Annotated in this window: 21 protein-coding genes; 11 read left to right on the top strand and 10 right to left on the bottom strand. The window is 67.2% G+C overall.

Going from position 1 to position 18583, the window contains the following annotated elements:
- Window positions 1-68: 68 nt before the first annotated feature.
- Together malQ and BM282_RS17440 are read left to right on the top strand one after the other, a co-directional pair.
- Window positions 69-1586: a 4-alpha-glucanotransferase gene (gene malQ / locus BM282_RS17445; protein WP_281244804.1), complete on the top strand. Its 1518-nt coding sequence runs from the start codon at window positions 69-71 to the stop codon at window positions 1584-1586.
- A 159-nt stretch (window positions 1587-1745) separates the two neighbouring features.
- Window positions 1746-2792, top strand: a complete 1047-nt coding sequence (locus BM282_RS17440; RefSeq protein WP_089883429.1) for a PAS domain-containing sensor histidine kinase — start codon at window positions 1746-1748, stop codon at window positions 2790-2792.
- Window positions 2793-2815: 23 nt separating this feature from the next.
- Here BM282_RS17440 and BM282_RS17435 read toward each other — a convergent pair whose 3' ends face one another.
- Window positions 2816-3373 (bottom strand): DJ-1/PfpI family protein, encoded by a 558-nt coding sequence (locus BM282_RS17435; protein WP_089883427.1) that lies wholly within the window; start codon window positions 3371-3373, stop codon window positions 2816-2818.
- 79 nt (window positions 3374-3452) lie between these two features.
- Here BM282_RS17435 and BM282_RS17430 point away from each other — a divergent pair, with 79 nt between their 5' ends.
- A complete protein-coding gene (locus BM282_RS17430) occupies window positions 3453-4409 on the top strand; it encodes a mechanosensitive ion channel family protein (protein ID WP_089883425.1) in 957 nt (318 codons plus the stop codon).
- A 28-nt stretch (window positions 4410-4437) separates the two neighbouring features.
- Here BM282_RS17430 and BM282_RS17425 read toward each other — a convergent pair whose 3' ends face one another.
- Entirely contained in the window at window positions 4438-5619 is a 1182-nt protein-coding gene (locus BM282_RS17425; RefSeq protein ID WP_089883423.1) for an outer membrane protein assembly factor BamB family protein, read from the bottom strand.
- Between the two features lie 83 nt (window positions 5620-5702).
- Between BM282_RS17425 and BM282_RS17420 the strand changes: the two genes are divergently transcribed.
- Both BM282_RS17420 and BM282_RS17415 read left to right on the top strand, forming a co-directional pair.
- Window positions 5703-6635, top strand: coding sequence for a DNA-3-methyladenine glycosylase family protein (locus BM282_RS17420; protein WP_089883421.1), 933 nt, complete (start codon window positions 5703-5705; stop codon window positions 6633-6635).
- A 130-nt stretch (window positions 6636-6765) separates the two neighbouring features.
- A complete protein-coding gene (locus BM282_RS17415) occupies window positions 6766-7176 on the top strand; it encodes a DUF555 domain-containing protein (RefSeq protein WP_089883419.1) in 411 nt (136 codons plus the stop codon).
- A 259-nt stretch (window positions 7177-7435) separates the two neighbouring features.
- Here BM282_RS17415 and BM282_RS17410 read toward each other — a convergent pair whose 3' ends face one another.
- Window positions 7436-7672 (bottom strand): UPF0058 family protein, encoded by a 237-nt coding sequence (locus BM282_RS17410; RefSeq protein ID WP_089883417.1) that lies wholly within the window; start codon window positions 7670-7672, stop codon window positions 7436-7438.
- Between the two features lie 228 nt (window positions 7673-7900).
- Here BM282_RS17410 and BM282_RS17405 point away from each other — a divergent pair, with 228 nt between their 5' ends.
- Window positions 7901-8308: a translation initiation factor IF-2 subunit beta gene (locus tag BM282_RS17405; RefSeq protein ID WP_089883416.1), complete on the top strand. Its 408-nt coding sequence runs from the start codon at window positions 7901-7903 to the stop codon at window positions 8306-8308.
- Window positions 8309-8345: 37 nt separating this feature from the next.
- Here BM282_RS17405 and BM282_RS17400 read toward each other — a convergent pair whose 3' ends face one another.
- From BM282_RS17400 to BM282_RS17375, 7 genes are all read right to left on the bottom strand, one after another.
- Entirely contained in the window at window positions 8346-8525 is a 180-nt protein-coding gene (locus BM282_RS17400; protein WP_089883414.1) for a DUF7836 family putative zinc-binding protein, read from the bottom strand.
- A 71-nt stretch (window positions 8526-8596) separates the two neighbouring features.
- The gene (locus BM282_RS17395; protein WP_089883412.1) at window positions 8597-9595 is read right to left on the bottom strand and encodes a transcription initiation factor IIB; all 999 of its coding nucleotides are present in this window, start codon (window positions 9593-9595) and stop codon (window positions 8597-8599) included.
- Window positions 9596-9819: 224 nt separating this feature from the next.
- Window positions 9820-10818 (bottom strand): magnesium/cobalt transporter CorA, encoded by a 999-nt coding sequence (corA, locus tag BM282_RS17390; protein WP_089883410.1) that lies wholly within the window; start codon window positions 10816-10818, stop codon window positions 9820-9822.
- Window positions 10815-10976, bottom strand: a complete 162-nt coding sequence (locus BM282_RS18725) for a hypothetical protein (protein ID WP_175501611.1) — start codon at window positions 10974-10976, stop codon at window positions 10815-10817. The genes corA and BM282_RS18725 overlap by 4 nt, the downstream gene beginning before the upstream one ends.
- A gap of 170 nt (window positions 10977-11146) precedes the next feature.
- Window positions 11147-11791, bottom strand: coding sequence for a DUF6517 family protein (locus BM282_RS17385; protein WP_089883409.1), 645 nt, complete (start codon window positions 11789-11791; stop codon window positions 11147-11149).
- Between the two features lie 68 nt (window positions 11792-11859).
- A complete protein-coding gene (locus BM282_RS17380) occupies window positions 11860-12267 on the bottom strand; it encodes a hypothetical protein (RefSeq protein WP_089883407.1) in 408 nt (135 codons plus the stop codon).
- Window positions 12268-12327: 60 nt separating this feature from the next.
- Window positions 12328-12783 carry a hypothetical protein gene (locus tag BM282_RS17375; protein WP_089883405.1) on the bottom strand — a complete coding sequence of 152 codons (456 nt, stop codon included), beginning with the start codon at window positions 12781-12783 and terminating at the stop codon, window positions 12328-12330.
- A 338-nt stretch (window positions 12784-13121) separates the two neighbouring features.
- Here BM282_RS17375 and BM282_RS18785 point away from each other — a divergent pair, with 338 nt between their 5' ends.
- The 5 genes from BM282_RS18785 to BM282_RS17350 all read left to right on the top strand — a co-directional run bounded on the left by BM282_RS18785 (window position 13122) and on the right by BM282_RS17350 (window position 18544).
- Window positions 13122-15191 (top strand): eCIS core domain-containing protein, encoded by a 2070-nt coding sequence (locus BM282_RS18785; protein ID WP_217642727.1) that lies wholly within the window; start codon window positions 13122-13124, stop codon window positions 15189-15191.
- Window positions 15192-15296: 105 nt separating this feature from the next.
- Complete coding sequence (locus tag BM282_RS17365) at window positions 15297-16148, top strand: NOP5/NOP56 family protein (RefSeq protein ID WP_089883403.1); 852 nt, start codon at window positions 15297-15299, stop codon at window positions 16146-16148.
- The gene (locus tag BM282_RS17360) at window positions 16145-16780 is read left to right on the top strand and encodes a fibrillarin-like rRNA/tRNA 2'-O-methyltransferase (RefSeq protein ID WP_089883401.1); all 636 of its coding nucleotides are present in this window, start codon (window positions 16145-16147) and stop codon (window positions 16778-16780) included. Before BM282_RS17365 ends, BM282_RS17360 begins: the two co-directional genes overlap by 4 nt.
- Window positions 16781-16888: 108 nt before the next feature.
- Window positions 16889-17965: a glutamate--cysteine ligase gene (locus tag BM282_RS17355; protein ID WP_089883400.1), complete on the top strand. Its 1077-nt coding sequence runs from the start codon at window positions 16889-16891 to the stop codon at window positions 17963-17965.
- Between the two features lie 51 nt (window positions 17966-18016).
- Window positions 18017-18544 (top strand): winged helix-turn-helix domain-containing protein, encoded by a 528-nt coding sequence (locus BM282_RS17350; RefSeq protein ID WP_089883398.1) that lies wholly within the window; start codon window positions 18017-18019, stop codon window positions 18542-18544.
- Window positions 18545-18583 lie beyond the last annotated feature (39 nt).

The following is an 18583-nucleotide window of genomic DNA, read 5'->3' as shown; positions in this document are numbered from 1 at the left end:
GCACGGTCGTTCCGGGCCGCCGTCTCTCGGTCTCCGCGTCACCCTCCGGCCGCGTGTGCCACACGCTTATCTCCCCGGACGCGGACAGACGACTCATGAGATTCGACCGACAGTCTGGCGTCTTCATGCACGTCACCTCGCTCCCCGGCCCGCACGGCGTCGGCGACATGGGTGACGGCGCGCGCGCGTTCGTCGATTGGCTGGCCGACGCGGAGCAGTCGCTCTGGCAGTTCTGCCCCCTCGGCCCCACCTCCGGTGCCCACGGTAACTCGCCGTACCAGTCGTACTCGGCGTTCGCGGGCAACCCACTTCTCGTCGACCTCGTAAAACTCCGCGACGACGGCTACCTCACCGACGACGACCTCGAACCCGTCCCCGAGTTCTCCGAACACGAGGTGGAGTACGACCGCGTCGGCGAGTACAAACGCGAGAAACTTCGTCTCGCCCTCGAGCGATTCCAGTCGGACGCCGCCGAGGAAGACCGCGACGCGTTCGAGACGTTCTGCGAGGCGGAGTCGTCGTGGCTCGACGGCTACGCCCTGTTCATGGCGCTCCGGACCCGCTACGACGGTGCGTGGATAGAGTGGCCCCAGGAGATTCGGACCCACGACGAGGCGGCCATCGAGACGCACCGCGAGGAACTCGCAGACGAGATATCGTTCCGGAAGTTCTCGCAGTTCGTCTTCGACCGGCAGTGGCGCGACCTTAAGGCGTACGCCAACGACCGCGGCGTCGAACTCGTCGGCGACCTGCCCATCTACGTCGCCCTCGACAGCGCGGACGTGTGGGCCGCCCCCGAGGCGTTCGACCTCACGGAAGAGAACGAACCCGCCGCCGTCGCGGGCGTCCCGCCGAACCCCGACGACGACGGCCAGCGCTGGGGCAACCCACTGTACGACTGGGAGTACCTCCGCCAGAACGACTACGACTGGTGGATGGACCGACTCGACCGCCTGTTCGACCTCGTCGACGTCACCCGAATCGACCACTTCAAAGGCTTCGACGAGTACTGGGCCATCCCCGCGAACGCCCACTCCCCGGCGGAGGGAGAGTGGCGCGACGGCCCCGGCGCGGACTTCTTCGACGCCGTCCGCGACCGCTTCGGCGACCTGCCGTTCATCGTCGAGGACCTCGGCTTCCTCGACCAGTCCATCGTCGACCTGCGCGACCGGTTCGAGTTCCCCGGCATGCGCGTCCCGCAGTACGCCAACTGGTGCCAAGGAGGCGACATGTACCAGCCGATGCACTACCCCGACAACAGCGTGGGCTACACCTCGACGCACGACACGAACACGTTCGTCGGCTACTACCACGACCTGCCGGGCGAACAGAAGGACTGTCTGCACTACAACATCGGCGCGGACGGTTCGGAGATTCACTGGTCCATCATCGACGCCGTCTGGCGGTCGAACGCCGTCATCGCCTTCACGACGATGCAGGACGTGCTCGGACTCGGTTCCGACGCGCGGTTCAACACGCCGGGGACGGCGCACGGCAACTGGCGGTGGCGCTGTACGCGCGACGGGTTCGGCGAACACCTCGCCGTGCGACTGGCGAGCCTGACCGACGAACACATCCGGAACTGAACCGAGACGCCGCCGCGGACCGCGGACTCGACTCTCCCCGACGACGCGGTATCCTCGGCAGACGTTCGTGACGAAAACGTGTTATTCGGCTGTTGTGACGGCGCTATCGGCCCATCTCGGAACTAGTCATTATTTGGTAACTGGCTCTCTGTCGGACGTATGGGCTGTCGTGAAGATGCAACACTCCCACCCGCATTCGACGACTTAGAGATAGGTATCATCTTACACGACCCGGAGACCGGCGTGATTCTCGACGCGAACGAGCGGTTGGAAACGCTGTACGGGTACGCGCTGGACGACCTCCGGCAGACGACTGTCGACGCGTACACGCCGCCGTCGACCAAGTTCACCCAGTCGGCGGCGCTTCGCCGAATCCGCGCGGCCGCCGAGGGAGACACACAGACGTTCGAGTGGCAACTGGAGCGCTCGAACGGGGAACTCCGCTGGGTTCGCGTCCACCTCAACAGGACGACCATCGACGAGGAGGCGTACGTCATCGCCGAGATAGAAGACATCACGCAGTACCGGTCCCGCGAACGCCGACTCCGACTGCTGAGCCGAATCGTCCGTCACAACCTCAGAAACCAGACGAACATCCTCATCGGGTACGCCGAGCGAGTCGAATCGGCGGTCGAGAACGACTCGCTCGAATCGGAACTCCGCACTATCGTCGACGTCGCCTCGGACGTCGGCGCTCTCAGCGAGTCGGTGACCCAACTGGAGCGAATCGCGGAACCCGACGCGACGGAGCGTTCGTCGAGAAATCTCCGAACGACCGTCGAGGACGCCGTCCGAGACGTCGAACCCCGGTATCCGGACGCGACGATAACGGTCGAAGCGCCGACCGACGTGTGGGCTATCGTCGACGACGGCGTCGACTACGCCATCTCTCACGCGCTCGAAAACGCCGTCGAACACAACGACCGAGACCGACCGACGGTCACCGTCACCGTCGACTCCGACGGCGACGAGGGAGTCGTTCGGGTCGCCGACAACGGCCCGCCGATACCCGACACCGAAATCGACGTGCTCAGAGACGACGTCGAGGCCAGCAGCACCTACCACGGGAGCGGTGTCGGTCTGTGGGTGATGCAGTGGTGTGCGGACTCGCTCGGCGGTGCGCTCCGGTTCGAGGAGAACTCGCCGCGCGGTAACGTCGTCTCTATCTGCTTGCCGTTGACCGACCAGGCGGGCGCGAACTCGTAGCGCCCGGTGTCGGCGACGCGGCGCTACCCAGTCGGGTAGTCCATCTGCTCGGCAATCGCCGTTCGCGTCTCCGAATCCGTCAGTCGCTCCACGAGATGGAGACCCAGGTCCAGCGCGGAGGTGACGCCGCGCGCCGTCACCACGTCGCCTTCGTCCACGACGCGGTCCTCGCTCACGTCGCAGTACGTCCGCAACTCCTCCGTCGCCGCCGGGTGCGTCGTCGCCGTCTTCCCCGCTAAGAACCCCGCCGCGCCGAGGAGGAGCGACCCGGTGCAGACCGACGCGAGAATGTCGGCGTCGGCGGTTCCGAGCCAGTTCAGGAACGACTCGTCGTGCCGTAACTCCCGCGTTCCGGCCCCGCCGGGGACAACGACGAGGTCGTACTTTTCGAGCGACTCGTCCACCTCGTCAACGGCGATACCGAGGTTCGCCGTCGCCGTCACCGGCGCGGTGCGAGCGCAGACGTTCCACCTGAACGGGAACGGCGCGAGGTCCATGGTGTCGAGGCGGGTCAACGGGTCGAACGCGCCGACGAAGTCGAGCGCGGTCATGTCATCGAAGACGACGAACGCGACGTGCATGGGCTCGCTTCGCGGCCGGTGACGATGAATCCCGCCGCCGGTTCGGTAGTTTTTCGCCGTCGCACGCGGACAGTCGGGCGTGCCACGTCGACGAATCGGCTATCTCTCGCTCGCACTCGCCGCACTGTTGCTCGTCACCGCGAGCGTCGTGACGACGCTGTCGCTGTTCGGCGACGTGACCGTCGGCGGGTACGCCCTGACGGAGTTCGTCTCGCGGGCGCTGACCGTCTCGGCGACGGCGTTGGCCGTCTTCGGGTCGTACCTCGTCGTCGAACAGGCTCTCGCGAGGCGGTTCGACAGCAAGCGACGCTCCCACGACGCGCGGAACGTCCTCCGACTCGCGTTCGGTCTCGTCGGTATCGTCGCCGTCCTCGGCGTCGTCACCGACCAGTGGGTGGGGGTGCTGTTCTCGCTCGGTATCGTCGGCTTCGCCGTCACCTTCGCTCTCCAGCAACCGCTGTTGTCGCTCATCGGCTGGTTCTACGTCATGCTCAAGCGGCCGTTCTCCGTCGGCGACAGAGTGGAGATAGACGGCACGCACGGCGACGTCATCGACGTCGGCTTCCTCGCGACGACGCTGTGGGAGATTCGCGGTCCGCTCGTCTCCTCCGGGCAACCCTCCGGACGGACGGTCACCGTCCCGAACGCGCAGGTGCTCTCCTCGCAGGTGATGAACTACTCGACGCTGTTCGACCGCGTCTGGGCCGAACTGACCGTCCAAGTCGCCTACGAGACGGACCTCGCGTTCGCCCGCGAGGTGATGGTCGAAGAGACGGCGGACCACCTCGGCGAGGAGATGGCGGCGGCCGTCGACGACTACCGGGTGCGACTGGACGAGACGGCCGTGACGCTCGACGTGAGCGGCGAACCGACCGTCAACGTCGTCCAACAGGAGTCGTGGATAGAGCTTCGACTCCGCTTTCTCTCTCGCCCGCGTCAGATAACGAGAAACCGGAACGCCCTCTACGAGCGCATCTTCGCGCGGTTCAACGAAGAACCGGAACGCGTGAAGTTCCCCGTCGGACGGAGTCGGTGAGCGTCCGAGCGCGGCCGTCCTCGCCTCGCTACTCGAACACGAGCGTCGCCCGCCGCCCGGCGACGTACAGCGTCTCGCCCGCGACGGCGAGCGGTTCGTACCGGACTCCGCTGCCGTCGTACCGCCAGTTCGTCGTCCCGTCTGCGAGAGACAGCGCCGTCACGCCGCGGTTCGACCCGACGAAGACGACGCCATCGCCGCCGACGATACCGTCCGCGTCGTCGACGGGGACGCGCCACCGCGGTTCGTACGACTCGCGTTCGAGACAGACGACGGCCGCCGTCCCGGCGACGACGACGCAGTCCGGAAAGAGCGCCAGTCCGCGGTTCCACCCGACGGGGACTCGGGGCCGCCAGCGCACGTCGCCCGTCCGCGCGTCGAGGACGAACAGGTGGCTCTCGGGGCGCTTCGTCCCGTCGTCGCCGCGTCTTTCGGCGCTCACGGGGACGAACACCTCGCGGTCGCTCGCCGCGAGACTCCACGGATAGCCCTCGTTCTCGAACGTCCACCGGTACGTCCCGTCCGTCCCGACGCCGACGACGTTCGCGCGCTGTCTGTATTGCGTCTCGCGCCGCGGACGGTAGACCTCGTGTCCGCTCGCGACGAGCGTCTCGCCGGCGAGGGCCAGTTCCTGACTGGACCACGTCGCCGGCTGGTCCGTCGTCGTGGTCCAGCGCGGGCGTCCGCCGGGGACGCCCCCGAACACCGTCCGGTTGCCGTCGACGGCGTACAGACGGTCACCGACGGGGAGCAGTCGGAGCGGATGCGCGTTCCAGCGCGCCCCGTCGGACTCGACGGCCGGGAAGTCCAGTCTCCACGCCGCTTCGCCGTCGTGCGTGAACGCCCGTACGTTCATCTCGTTCTCGCCGCGGAGGACGAACCGCTCGGTGACGACGGGAACCGTCTTGTCGCCGCCGCCGACCCCGTGCCGGTACGTTTCGCCGCCCGGACCGACGGCGAGGGCGTTGCCGACGCCGAACTGGCCGACGGCCCGCGGCGTCTCGTCCGAGGCGGACGCGGACGGACCGGGCGCGTCGGGGTTCGCGTTCGTCCGCCGAACGCCGAAGCGACGCATCGGCCACACGTCCGGCCCCGTGGGAATCGAGAGCGTCGTCGTCGTGAGCGGGTTCGGCGGGAGGGCGGAGCATCCGGCGAGACCGGCGAGCGAGGCGCCGGTACCCGCGAGGAGGGCGCGGCGGGAGAGCTTCATCGACCGCCTGTTCGCCGGTCGACACGAAACGCTTTCGGACGCGACCGAAACCCCGATACTCGCCGCCTCCCTGTCCTCGGACGATGGAGTTCGAAACCGGCGCGATACCGCTGTCGGACCTCGACGGCCCGTTCGACCTGCAGGCGACGTTAGAGAGCGGGCAGTCGTATCTCTGGGACCGCGCCGACGGTCGGATGTACGAGTCGATGGACGTCCACGGCGGCGACGCGTGGTACGAGACGGTCGTCCCACCCATCGAAGGCGTCTCCGACGAACAGGTAGTCGTCCGGGTTCGGCAGACGGGCGACGCGAGCGACGGCCGACTGGAGTGGGAGGCGACGGCCGACGCCGTTCCCCTCCTCACGCACCTCCTCCGACTCGACGACGACTTAGACGCGATTCTCGACGCGACGCCGGACGACCCCCTCCTCGACCGAGCGTACGCGGCGTACGAGGGGATGCGACTCGTGCGCGACCCGGCGTTTCCCTGCCTCGTCTCGTTCATCTGCTCGGCGCAGATGCGCGTCTCTCGCATCCACGGGATGCAGATGCGTCTGGCCCGCGAGTACGGCGACACGGTCACCGTCGACGGCGACGCGTTCCACGCGTTCCCGACGCCCGACCAGTTGGCCGCCCGCACCGAGGCGGAACTGCGCGACCAGTCGCTCGGCTACCGCGCGCCGTACGTCCAACGGACGGCCGAGATGGTCGCCACCGGCGAGGCCGACCCCCGAGAGGCCGTGGGCCTCCCGTACGAGGACGCGCGCGAGTCGCTGACGCGGTTCGTCGGCGTCGGCGACAAGGTGGCCGACTGCGTCCTCCTGTTCTCGCTCGGCTATCTGGAGGCGGTTCCGCTGGACACGTGGATACAGACGGCCATCGCGGACCACTACCCCGACTGCGAGGGCGGGAACTACACCGAGACGTCGCGCGCGATTCGCGACCGACTCGGCGGCGACTACGCGGGGTACGCGCAGACGTACGTCTTCTACTACCTCCGCGCCGGCGGCGAGTGAGGCCGTCCGCACACGCGCTTCGGAGACCGTCTCTCGGCGGGGAGTCTCGGACGAAACGGAATCCGCGCGTCCACGGGTTTCTACCTTTGGGCCAACCTTCATGCGGCGTCCGACGTAATACCGAACTGTCATGGACTGCCGAGTCGTCGTCGAGGCCGCGGTTCCCGTGTACGACGTCGAGACCGAGGACGAGGCTATCCGCATCGCCATCGCGAAGACCGGGGAGATGCTGAATCCGGACCTCAACTACGTCGAGATATCCATGGGGTCGCGCACGTCGCCCGGAGGAGAGGAACTCGTGCCCGCGTTCGTCGCCGCCGACGAGGCACTCGTCGCACTCGAACTGGAGATGACGGTGTTCAACGTCGAACAGGAGGAACACGCCTCCCGAATCGCGCGCAAAGAGATCGGACAACGGTTGGAGAACGTCCCGCTGAAGATTCTGAGCGTGGAGGTGCTGCCCGGCGACGACGACGAAGAAGCGTCGGACGCGGACGACGACGACCTCATCGAGTTCGACGACCTGGTCGACGACGGCTGACCGGACGCGCGCGGACGTCGCCTCGACGACCCGCCTCTCGCGCTCTCTTCTCTGTCCCGCGGTTCGTCCCTGTGCCCGTCGCTCGCTTGGACACCGGCCGGTACGGTGGACGTACCTCCCGTTAGTAGGGACCTATCGGACTGACTCGTGTCGTGGGTGGGTATCCGTCGTCGGCGCGAGAACGCAGTGTCGACGTGAGAGACCGATACCGTCGCTCGGAGCGTAAGATGGGTCGAGGAGTCGCTGGTCGTCTATCGGTTCAGTCCGCGGTCGGTGCAACGGTCTCTTGCTCGGCTTCGTCGAGGGATCCGGTGATTCCCTTCACCAGTTTGAAAACAGCAGCCTTGTGGTCGGTTTTCGACTTGTGAATCGACGTCGGTCGGACGCCGAGTTCGTTGTAGGCTGTGAGTGGTACGTCGCCGTCGTCCCACTCTTCAATCTGTGTGTGTACTTCTGCGAGCAGGCCGTGCAGGTGGATGAGTTCCTGCTTCTTCATGAGCAAACCTGAGTTGAGACTGGAGGATTATATTACTATCTTGACCCTCGTTAGCATGGCACCGCCGGAAACGGCGAAAAACGACGCCTTACTCCTGATTCTCAGCCTTTAGATGATTATGAAATATCAATTACACTGGTGCCAGGAGGCAGACAAGTTATAGCGGTACTAACGTATCGACGACTTCACTCCTGAACGTTTTAAACGACACGAACCATTCGTCACGACATGGACTACGAGGACCAACTCAACAAGGCACTCGACGAGGTTCCGGACGTCGTCGACGGCGAAGGCCGGTTTCGAGTCCCGAGTCCGGACGTCCGTCCGGAGGGTAACGCCACGGTGTACGAGAACTTCGACGAGACGTGCGACCGACTCGCGCGCGACCCGACACACCTGACGAAGGCGCTCCAGTCGGAACTCGGAACCAGCGCACAGATAGACGAGAAGGGGCGTCTCCGCCTCACGGGCGACTTCGACGAGCGACGCGTGCAGAGCGCCCTCGACGACTACGTCGCGGACTTCGTCCGCTGTAGCGAGTGCGACTCTCCGGACACTCGCCTGGAGACGGACCAGGGGGCGACGGTGATGAAGTGCGACGCCTGCGGCGCACTCTCGGCAGTTCCCGACCTGTAGCGCTTCGACGGCGACCGGTCGCCGTCTCGCAGAACTGTTATTCGAACTGTTTCACCGTCTCCAGGTCTCGCTCCGTCCGCATGAACTCCGAGAGGCGACGGGTCGCGCCACACGCAGAGCAGGTGTAGTTCCTCTTGAGGTCGGGAAGTTCCGACGGACTCGCTTCCCAGTCCTTTCCGCACTCGGGGCACAGTAGCCGGACAAACGCTTCGACCATGTGAGTGTCTGACTCAGGGTGTACGAATAAAGGTTTCCGCAGTAAAAAATCGTAGCCGGCGTCGGGGTCGCTCAGGCGAACAAGCCTGCATCGTCCACTTCGAGGAGCTCTTTGTAGCGGTTTCGGATGGTGACCTCCGAGATACTGGCCACCTCGCTCACCTGGCTCTGCGTCACCTTCTCGTTCGTGAGAAGGGCGGCCGCGTAGACGGCGGCCGCGGCGAGTCCGACGGGCGACTTGCCCGAGTGGATTCCCGCTTCCTTCGCGTTCCGGAGCAGTTCGCGGGCCTGCCGTTCGGCCTCGTCGGAGATGCCGAGTTCGGAGGCGAACCGCGGGACGTACTGTTCCGGGTCGGCCGGTTCGATTTCGAGTTTCAGTTCGCGGACGACGTAGCGGTACGTCCGGGTCAGTTCCATCTTGTCGACGCGAGAGACGGTCTCTAACTCGTCGAGCGAACGGGGCGTTCCGGCCTGTCGGGCCGCGGCGTACAGCGCCGCCGTCGCGACGCCCTCGATGGAGCGCCCCGGCAACAGGTCGTCGTCCAGCGCACGGCGGTAGATGACCGAGGCCGTCTCGCGCACCGTCTCGGGCAGACCGAGTGCGGAGGCCATCCGGTCTATCTCGCCGAGCGCCTGTTTCAGGTTGCGCTCTTTGGAGTTGCGCGTGCGGAACCGCTCGTTCCACGTGCGGAGACGCTGCATCTGCTCTCGCTGACGGGCGGACAGCGACTTGCCGTAGGCGTCTTTGTTCTGCCAGCCGATGTTCGTCGAGAGCCCTTTGTCGTGCATCATGCGGGTCGTCGGCGCACCGACGCGGGACTTCGAGTCACGCTCGGCGCTGTCGAACGCGCGCCACTCCGGGCCGTGGTCGACGACGTCCGTCTCGACGACGAGACCGCAGTCGCGACAGACGGTCTCACCGCGAGCGTCGTCGCTCACGAGCGAACCACCGCACTCCGGGCATTCGTGTCTCTCCGCCTCCGCCTCCGTCTCGTTCTCTGCGACTGCCTCCGCGTCGGCAGTCCGCTTTCGCTCCGTGTTCACGTACTCTCTGGTTGTTGTGTCACTCATGGTGGGATGCAGACTCGTCGCCAACCGGGTGAAGAGTGAAGAAGCGAGAGAGACTCCGGATGGGGTGAGTCCTTACTCATAGTAACCTCGGAAAGTATTTAAACCTTTGCCCAAATTCGACCCGACAAAACCGCGGTACTGCGACGATTATTACACGAAATTCGGGCAGTTCGGTTCTTCACGATTTGCTATCAAAACCACACTTATTACTTTCGCCTCGTCGGTCACAGCCACCCCTCGCGCTGAAAGTGCGCGAGGAGGACCACGGTGACGGCGACCATGCCGAGCATCACCGCCGGATAGGCGAACGGCCACCCCAACTCGGGGAGGTTCCACGCGCCGCCGTCGAAGTTCATGCCGTAGACGCCGACGACGAAGGTGAGGGGGATGAAGATGGTCGCGACGACGGTGAGGCGGCGCATCACCTCGTTCGTGGACTGCGAGAGGACGTTCAGGTAGATGTCGCGGGCCCCGCGAGCCAAGTCGCGGTACGTCTCGGTCAGGTCGACGACTTCGACGAGGTGGTCGTACGCGTCGCGGTAGTACTTCTCGGTCGGTTCGCGGACGTACGCGGCGTCGCCGCGTGCCAGCACGGAGACGGCCTCTCGCGTCGGCCAGACGACTTTGCGAAACGAGAGGAGGTCGCGTCGGACGGCGTTGAGGCCGCCGAGCACGTCGGCGTCGGGGCCTTCGAGGACGGCGTCCTCGATGACCTCGATGGTGTCTCCGACCTCGCTCAACAGGTCGAAGTACTCGTCGACGATTCGGTCGACCACGCGGTACGCGGCGAAGTCGGGGCCGTTGACGAGGACGCGCCCCTCGCGGTTTTCGACGGACCGCCAGACGCGTTCGACGGCCGGGACGCCCGTCTCTTCGACGGTCAGCGTCAGAACCCAGTCCTGTCCGACGAACAGTCCGACCGGGAGCGTCCGGACCTCCTCGTCGAACGTCGTCTCGCCGCGCCGCAGGGTCGCCGACTTGACGAGGAGGAACGTGTGGTCGGGGAACTCCTCGGTCTTTGGGCGCACGTCGTTGCGGATGTCTTCGAGTTCGAGGGCGTGCACGGAGAAGACGCGGCCGACGGTCTCCATCTCCGCCGGCGTCGCCCCGGAGACGCGAATCCACGTCGTCCCCGGCGCGTCGCGCGCCCGTTGGAGGTCGGACTCCGAGTCCACGTGTATCGTCTCGACGCCGCCCGCGTCGTACACCTGCGCGGCTATCACGCCCCCTCACCGCCCGTCCCGATAGCGAGCAGTGTCACGCCGACCATGAGACCGACGAGCGAGGCGGACCGGCCGGGGTACGGCGCGACGACGCCGACGAGGTATCCGAAGAGCGAGAGGCCGGTCAGGACGCTCGCGGCGGTCCGTTCGCGGTTCATGTACCGTACGTCCCGCGCCGACGAGAAAAACGTTGTTCGACCGACCGGTCTCGACGCCCGCGGTTCCGGCGGAACAGTCGTTCAGAAGAGGGGTAACCGGCCGTTCAGGGGAGGGCCGACCGGTCGTTCAGGAGAGGGCCGACGGACCGTCCAGGAAGACGGTCGGCCGTTCAGACGGGGTGTTGGATGGCCCGCATCATCGACAGCACGTTCTCCTCTTCGCCGCCCAACTGTTGCGGGTAGACGCCGACGGCGACGATGAAGTCCTCGCCGTCGCGGTACTTCGTGACGTGGATGTAGACGTCCACCTGCTGTCCGCTGACGGTGGCTTTCGCGGCGTACTTCGTCACCTCGGTCTGCGTCCCCTGTGCGGTGATGGTCTGGGTACTCACCTCGCGCACGTCGCTGAGGCCCTCGTACTGGCTCTGGACGAGGTTCACGAGTTGCTGGTTCGAGTAGTCGCCGATGGGGTTCAGCGTCTGTCCGGCTATCTCGACGGCGGGCGTCGAGATGACGGTGAACACGCCCAGTTTTGCCTCGAAGAACCCGAGGTCGAGCGACTTCTCGTACGTGTTAATCTCGTTCTCGGCGACCACCTGACGTTCCTGTCCGGCCACGGTGAACGACCGTTCGACGGATTCGGTGCGGGGACCGTCCGACGAGTAGCCCGCGTTCTCGGCCGCCGACGCCTCGACGGCGGCGGGTTCGGCCGCGAACGTGAGCGCTTCTTGCCCGGTCAGAAAGCCGATACAGCCGGTCGTCGCCGTGAGTGCGGTCGTCGCGAGTCCTGCGACGACGGTCCGACGGGAGGTCATTGCGGCCGAGGGTTCTGTGGCCACCCGAATAAACCCGCGGTCTGGTGTCTCAGCGCGTCAGACGACCGTCACGTCGTCGGGTCGTCCGCGTCGCTGTCGGCCGCGCCGTCGACACGACGTTCGTTCTCTCTGCGAACGACGCGTCCGCTGTACCAGTAGTACGCGAGCGTGACTAACGGGAAGACCAGCGCCGACGCGAACCACAGATGTCGCGAGGCCCCCCACTCGACGCCCTGTTTGCGGAGCGCGCTGATGTCGGCCCGTATCAGTCCGGAGAAGAAGACGTGCATCACGAGGACGACGGCCACGATGCCCGACCAGCCGACGCCGAAGGCGGGGACGACGAGGACGATGAGTGCGCCGAGTCCCCAGATGAGGAGCAACAGTCGTCGGTAGACGCTCTCCACCTCGAACGACTCGCGTTCTCGCTCGACCCGTCGTCCGCGACGGTACTCGTCACCACTCGTGCGACTCATGTCCGTACTGTCCGGTCCGCGTGATAAAAGCCCGTCGCGGTCTGCCGTTCCCGCGACTGGCTACCCGAGGTATCGAACGTCTACCTCGTGCGGGCCGTCGGGCGTGTCCAGCGTCACCCCGCCGACGAGGCGTCCGCGCACCGCCCGACGCCACGCGTCGACGGCTTTCGCGTGCCGCTCTCGGTGTCTGTCGGCGGTGTACGCCTCGTCGCTGGCGCGGAGTTCGTCGCCCGTCTCGTCCACCGTCGGAAACGGCGGCGCGTCGCGGACCAGTCGGTCCGGCGAGAGGTGGACGGGTCGGACGTCGCCGTCGTACGCACCCTCCGCGCCGTCGAGATGGAGACGGGCGCGCATCCGACCCGCGAACGGCGGGGTCACGCGGAGGACGGCACCCCGGCCGCGTCGCTCGTTGGCTTCGAGCGCCGTCACGACGTCCTCCGTCGTCACCGCCAGCGACCGTATTCGTCGCGGGTCGGTCTCGCGGGGTCCGTCGGCCACGTCGCCGCCGTCACCCACTCGCGGCCCACGTCGACCCGTGCTGCGGGCCGAGTTCTCCGTCACACTCGGGACAGGTCGACCGGAACGACCCCGCCGAGACACGGTTCCCACAGTCGCGACAGACGAACGGTGTCCGCTCACTCATCGTTGACGGCACGAGTTTGGTCTCGGCACATGTTAAATGTTACCACGGATTATCAGGTCACCGGCGACGAGTTCGACGGCGCCGCTCGTTCGGAAGACGTACTTCATCCGGAAAACACAGTCCGGAACGCTGTCAACTACGCTTATCGATTTCCTCGACGTACGTCTCTACTGTTGCTCGGACGCCCGGACGACTGCGGAGGAGAAATCACGTGAGAGACACTCAACGCCTCGACGCGCGCCCGCGAACGTCCGTTCGGTCGAACGTCCGGTCGAACGACGCGGCGGACGACAGAGCGCGGACCCGAGGCGTCGCCGACGGAGCGGACAGGGTCGAAGAGACCGGCGGTACCGCCCCGGCCGACACTCCGTCGCGACACCACCGGTTGGGCAACCGCCGGACCGCCGCAGTCGTCGGCCGCCGCGTGCAGCGGACGCCTGCCACGGGTCCCGACCGACTCACCGTCGCGCCCGGTGACCGACACGAACGGGCGGCCGAACGCGCCGCACGCCGAATCGTGCGCGGGTCGTCATCCGACCCGGGAGTCCGTCCGTCCGAACCGCCGACCCGCATCAGACGGCTCTGTTCGCGGTGCCGCTCTCGGCTCGCGCGAGGGAGACCGCTCGACTGTCAGGACTGTGAGAACGAACTCCGGCGCTCGCCGCACGGTCCCCCCGGCGAAGTTCCGGACGCCGTCTATCGAACGCTCGGCCGGCGGGGACGGCCGCTCGCTCCCGAGGTCCGCGACCGGATGGAGCGGCAGTTCGGCCGCGACTTCGGCGCGGTGCGAGTCCACACCGACGACCGCGCGGCCGAGTCCGCGCGTGCCGTGAACGCGCACGCCTACACCGTCGGACGCGACGTCGTCTTCGAGTCGGGACGGTACCGGCCCGGAACGGCGAGCGGAGACCGCCTCATCGCCCACGAACTCGCCCACGTCGTCCAACAGGGCGCGGCCCCGTCTCGGGCCGCCACCGAGGCGGGGAAACACGGCCCCGACGTGAACGCGACCGGTGGACTCCGACTGCAGCGACAGGAGGCATCGCCGCGGTTCACACAACGCGACGAGGAGACGCTCCGTGCGGGGGCGCGGTTCGACCCCTCGCTCGCCGACGTCGCGGCGCGCGTCCGTCGCTGTCGGGAGAACGCGAGCGGCGACTGCGACGTCCTCGTCACCGACGACGACCTGTGGTCGATGTACGGCGAGTACCAACTCGTCGAAGACGTGTTCGGAAGCGACAGGGCGGACGCGGCGCTCCGGGGACGTCGACTGAGCGAAGTCGCCGCGGAGGCCGCCGCCGAGCGAACCGACCCGAGCCCCACCGCGCTGTACTACGCCGGTGCCGCTCCCCTTCTCGAACCGCTTCCACCCTCCCCGACCCCGTCGCCCGGACCGACGCGGCCGCCGCTCAGACTGGTCCCGCCAACGACGCCGACACCGACACCGACGCCGACACCGACGCCGTCGCCGACGCCGAAACCCGGACCGGCGCGGATACCGGCCGGCGCCGTCGGCCCGACGATACTCGTCGTGTTCGGCGTGCTGGTAGTCACCGACCTGCATGCCTACGCGTCGTTCCAGCGGAAGGCGCTCGACGCGGGCTACGTCCACGTTCCGTCCGGCCGGAGCATCTGCATGCGCGGCTGTCACGCCTCGCCCGGACCCACCCCGCCGCCGACCGAGTTCCCGGAGTTCGAACCGGCACCGCTCGGACCGTCGCCGAGACCGATACCGACGCTCGACCCGCAGGAGATGGAACTCCTCCGGGAGTACCTTCGCACCGCGTCGGGCGGCCCGTCGGCCGCCCCGGGGACCGGAACGGCGCCGACGCCGACGCCCGCCCCGCAACCGGACCCGCAGGAGGACGAGGACGACCAGCAAAGCTGTCGGGAGTTCCCGCTCGGTCGCCACCTCGGCGAGGACGTGATTCACAACACCTGTGCGGACCTCCACCCGCTGATTCGCAACGTCCACCCCGGTTCGGACTACGTCCTCGTCACCCCGGAGGGGGTCACGAAACACTTCGACGCGCTCGGCGCCGACGGGACCGTCTGGGAGGTCAAGACGCAGACGGGGACCACCGCCACGTCGTCGTTCCTGCGGAAGATTACCATCGAGCGAGATTACCTGCGAGAGGCGATACACGAGAAACGCATCGCGGACGAGTGCGGCCACCCGTACAAGTTCGCCATCGCGGACAAACAGCTCTACGCGGCGGCGCTCCCAGTCTTCCGGCCGCACGGAATCACCGTCGTCCCGGTTCCCCAGTGCCTCCCGTGAGCCGACGAATCGACTGCGGCGGAGCGGACGGCGCCCCTCGGACCGGACTCCTCCCGGTCGCGACCGAAACTGTGGATTGATTGCCCTCCCGGACAAGCGGTAGGCATGACCGACCGACCAGCCCCGGAGTCGGGGTGGTTCGCCGACGTGGACGCCGAGACGCTCGAAGGGTCCAGTGCCGCCGTCGAGGCTGGTACTGCGGACGCCCCCGCGGACTGGCCCGCCCTCGCCGTCGAGTCCGGATTCGCGGCCGACGAGAGCGACTACTACGAGAAGCTCCGAGCGGCGACGCTCGACGCGGCGCGACGCGAGGTCCGCGAACGCGAACGCGCCGACGACAAGCAACTCGTCCACGCCGTCCGCGCGATGGACGACGCCGAACGCACCGCGAACGAACTCGCCGAACGCCTCGCCGAGTGGGCGGGGACGCTGTACGACGACGCGGGCGTCGGCATCGAGGGCGCGCGCGAACTCGCCGACAGCGACCCGCAGACGCCGCTGGAAGAACGGGTCGTCTCCTTCGCCGACCGCATCTCGGGTCTCGCCGACGAACGCGACGAACTACGGGCGTTCATCGAGGAACGCGCGCCCGCCGTCGCCCCCAACCTCGCGGAGATGGCGGGTCCCGTCCTCGCGGCGCGCCTCGTCGCCCTCGCGGGCGGCCTCGAACCGTTGGCGAAGAAGCCCTCGGGGACGGTGCAGGTGCTCGGCGCGGAAGACGCCCTGTTCGCCCACCTGAAGGGGCGCGGGTCGTCGCCGAAGCACGGCATCATCTACGTCCACGACTACGTGCGAGGGACGCACCCCGAACACCGCGGGTCCGCCGCACGCGCGTTCGCGGGCAAACTCTCCATCGCCGCCCGCATCGACCACTACTCGGGCGAGTTCAAACCGGAGGTCCACGAGGAACTCCGTGAGCGCATGGAGACGATTCGAGCGCGGGAGGTGGGCGAGTGACCGACCTTCCCGCCGGCGTCGAACGCCGCACCTTCGACGGTCGAGAGCGACTCGCCACCCGCGGCGAGACGGTGTACGGCGAACCGCGCGACGACGACGGGTGGCGCGCGTGGGACGCCGGACGCTCGAAACTCGGCGCGATGTTCGAGTACGAGATGGACACCGGTCTCGCGGGCGGCGAGTCCGTCCTCTACCTCGGGGCCGCCTCGGGAACGACCGTCTCGCACGTCGCCGACTTCGCGGGGCCGACGTACGCCGTCGAGTTCGCGGCGCGCCCGGTCCGTGACCTCGTCGGCGTCGCCGAGGCCAGAGCGAACCTCTTTCCGCTCTTGAAGGACGCTCGCAAACCGGAGACGTACGCGCACGTCGTCGAGTCCGACCTCGACTGCATCGTCCAGGACGTCGCGACGCGCGGGCAGGCCACCGTCGCGAACCGCAATCGGCAGTTCCTCGCGGACGACGGCCGCCTCCTCGCCGCGTTCAAAGCGCGAAGCGAAGACGTGGTCGCCGACCCGGACGAGGTGTTCGAGGGCGTCCTCGACGAACTCTCGGAGGCGTACGAGATACTGGAGACGACGCGACTCGACCGGTTCCACGACGACCATCTCGGCGTCGTCGCCCGGCCGAGATAGTCGGCGCGTCGTCGTCCCGAACCGACGCACGTCACCGCCGTGACACCCCCCTGCACGGGTCGCCGGGGTCCACGACCTATTTAAAGGGCCGCCGCGAACGACCGTGCGATGGAACTAGGGTCGGCAGACGCCTTCGACCGCATGGGCACCCTCGGTGTCGAGGAGGAGTTCTACGTCGTCGACGGCGACGGGTACCCCGCGTCGGGCATCTCGGACCTCGTCTACGACGACCCGCCGGAGGGCCTCCTCGGCGACAGAATCGACCACGAACTGTTCAAGTTCACCGTCGAGACGCAGACACCGCTCATCGAGGACCCGGCAGACGCCGACGAACTCGTCCGCGCCGTCCGCGACGCCCTCGTCGACCACGCCGCGGACCACGGCTACCGAGTCGCCGCCGCGGGTCTCCACCCGGCGGCGAAGTGGCGCGAACTCGACCACGCGACGAAACCGCGGTACAAATCGCAACTCGACCGAATCCAGTACCCACAGCACCGCAACACGACGGCAGGCCTGCACGTCCACGTCGGCGTCGACGACGCGGACAAGGCGACGTGGGTCGCGAACGAGGTCCGGTGGTATCTGCCTCCGCTGTTGGCGCTCTCTGCGAACTCGCCGTTCTGGAACGGGTTCGACACGGGTCTCTCGTCGGCGCGAGCCAAGATATTCGAGAACCTCCCGAACACGGGGATGCCCTCGCACTTCGCGGACTTCGAGGCGTACCAGACGTTCGAGCGTCGGATGGTGGAGTACGGCTCTATCGAGGACCGGGGCGAACTCTGGTACGACGTGCGCCCGCACACCGGCCACGGCACGGTCGAGGTTCGGACGCCGGACGCGCAGTCGGACCCGGACGTGACGCTCGCGTTCGTCGAGTACGTCCACGCCCTCGTCCTCGAACTGGCCGAGCGATACGAAGACGGCGAGTCCGGCACCGAGATTCGACGCGAACTGCTAGACGAGAACAAGTGGCGGGCGACGCGGCACGGCCACGACGCGAGTTTCGTCGGCACGGACGGTGAGAGCGTCGTCTCGCTCGAACAGTTCGTCACCCGAGAATCGGACCGACTCGGCGTCTCCGGCCTGCGCGACGTGTTCGACGCCGAGAGCGGGGCGACCCGTCAGCGACGAGTCCGCGAGGAGTCCGGCGTCGAAACCCTGTGTGAGAGGCTCTGTCTCGACTGAGCTTCGGAAAGGTTTTTCACCGCATAGTTTTGACCTGTGTGACAGAACAGTATGTCTGCGGACGAAAGCCTCGACGACGCAACGGAGAACGAATCCGCCGACACGGACGTGGCGGACCCGGCGGACGAATCGCCCGAACGATCCACCAGAGACCGACTCGAAGCGGAGGCCGACCGCGCCGTTTCGGAGTTCGACGAGAACATCGTCGACCTCCTCGCGTGGTTGCTCGACACGGAGACGCGCGCCCGCATCTTCGTCTACCTCCGTCAGCACCCTCACTCGACGAGCGAGGAAGTCGCCGACGGAACCGGCCTCTACCCGAGTACGGTTCGCGAGGCGCTCGCTGAACTCCACGACGAGGAGACCGTCTCCCGTCGCAAGCGCAAGAACTCCGGCGCGGGCAACAACCCCTACGAGTACACCTCCATCGCCCCGAGCGCTCTCGTCCAGAACGCCGTCGGGCAGGTCCAATCGCAGTTGAACACGGTGTTCAACCTCGACCGACGACTCCTCGGCGACGACGAGGACGGCGACGTCGAACCCGTCTCTATCACCGTCCGCGCCGACGGCGACGACTGACTCCGCCGCGCGCCTCCCGTCTCCGCTTCGTCCTTCGAA

The organism is Halogeometricum limi (genome assembly GCF_900115785.1).
GTDB classification, from domain to species: Archaea; Halobacteriota; Halobacteria; order Halobacteriales; family Haloferacaceae; genus Halogeometricum; species Halogeometricum limi.
Note: the sequence above shows the minus strand (reverse complement) of the source record. Positions and strands in the feature narration are given on the sequence as shown.

What these genes read in the sequence shown, in the direction of transcription:
- BM282_RS17440 (WP_089883429.1), top strand. Translation starts at nt 1,746, where the DNA reads ATGGGCTGTCGTGAAGATGCAACACTCCCACCCGCATTCGACGACTTA.
- BM282_RS17435 (WP_089883427.1), bottom strand. Translation starts at nt 3,373, where the DNA reads ATGCACGTCGCGTTCGTCGTCTTCGATGACATGACCGCGCTCGACTTC.
- BM282_RS17425 (WP_089883423.1), bottom strand. Translation starts at nt 5,619, where the DNA reads ATGAAGCTCTCCCGCCGCGCCCTCCTCGCGGGTACCGGCGCCTCGCTC.
- BM282_RS17420 (WP_089883421.1), top strand. Translation starts at nt 5,703, where the DNA reads ATGGAGTTCGAAACCGGCGCGATACCGCTGTCGGACCTCGACGGCCCG.
- BM282_RS17415 (WP_089883419.1), top strand. Translation starts at nt 6,766, where the DNA reads ATGGACTGCCGAGTCGTCGTCGAGGCCGCGGTTCCCGTGTACGACGTC.
- BM282_RS17410 (WP_089883417.1), bottom strand. Translation starts at nt 7,672, where the DNA reads ATGAAGAAGCAGGAACTCATCCACCTGCACGGCCTGCTCGCAGAAGTA.
- BM282_RS17405 (WP_089883416.1), top strand. Translation starts at nt 7,901, where the DNA reads ATGGACTACGAGGACCAACTCAACAAGGCACTCGACGAGGTTCCGGAC.
- BM282_RS17400 (WP_089883414.1), bottom strand. Translation starts at nt 8,525, where the DNA reads ATGGTCGAAGCGTTTGTCCGGCTACTGTGCCCCGAGTGCGGAAAGGAC.
- BM282_RS17395 (WP_089883412.1), bottom strand. Translation starts at nt 9,595, where the DNA reads ATGAGTGACACAACAACCAGAGAGTACGTGAACACGGAGCGAAAGCGG.
- BM282_RS18725 (WP_175501611.1), bottom strand. Translation starts at nt 10,976, where the DNA reads ATGAACCGCGAACGGACCGCCGCGAGCGTCCTGACCGGCCTCTCGCTC.
- BM282_RS17385 (WP_089883409.1), bottom strand. Translation starts at nt 11,791, where the DNA reads ATGACCTCCCGTCGGACCGTCGTCGCAGGACTCGCGACGACCGCACTC.
- BM282_RS17380 (WP_089883407.1), bottom strand. Translation starts at nt 12,267, where the DNA reads ATGAGTCGCACGAGTGGTGACGAGTACCGTCGCGGACGACGGGTCGAG.
- BM282_RS17365 (WP_089883403.1), top strand. Translation starts at nt 15,297, where the DNA reads ATGACCGACCGACCAGCCCCGGAGTCGGGGTGGTTCGCCGACGTGGAC.
- BM282_RS17355 (WP_089883400.1), top strand. Translation starts at nt 16,889, where the DNA reads ATGGAACTAGGGTCGGCAGACGCCTTCGACCGCATGGGCACCCTCGGT.
- BM282_RS17350 (WP_089883398.1), top strand. Translation starts at nt 18,017, where the DNA reads ATGTCTGCGGACGAAAGCCTCGACGACGCAACGGAGAACGAATCCGCC.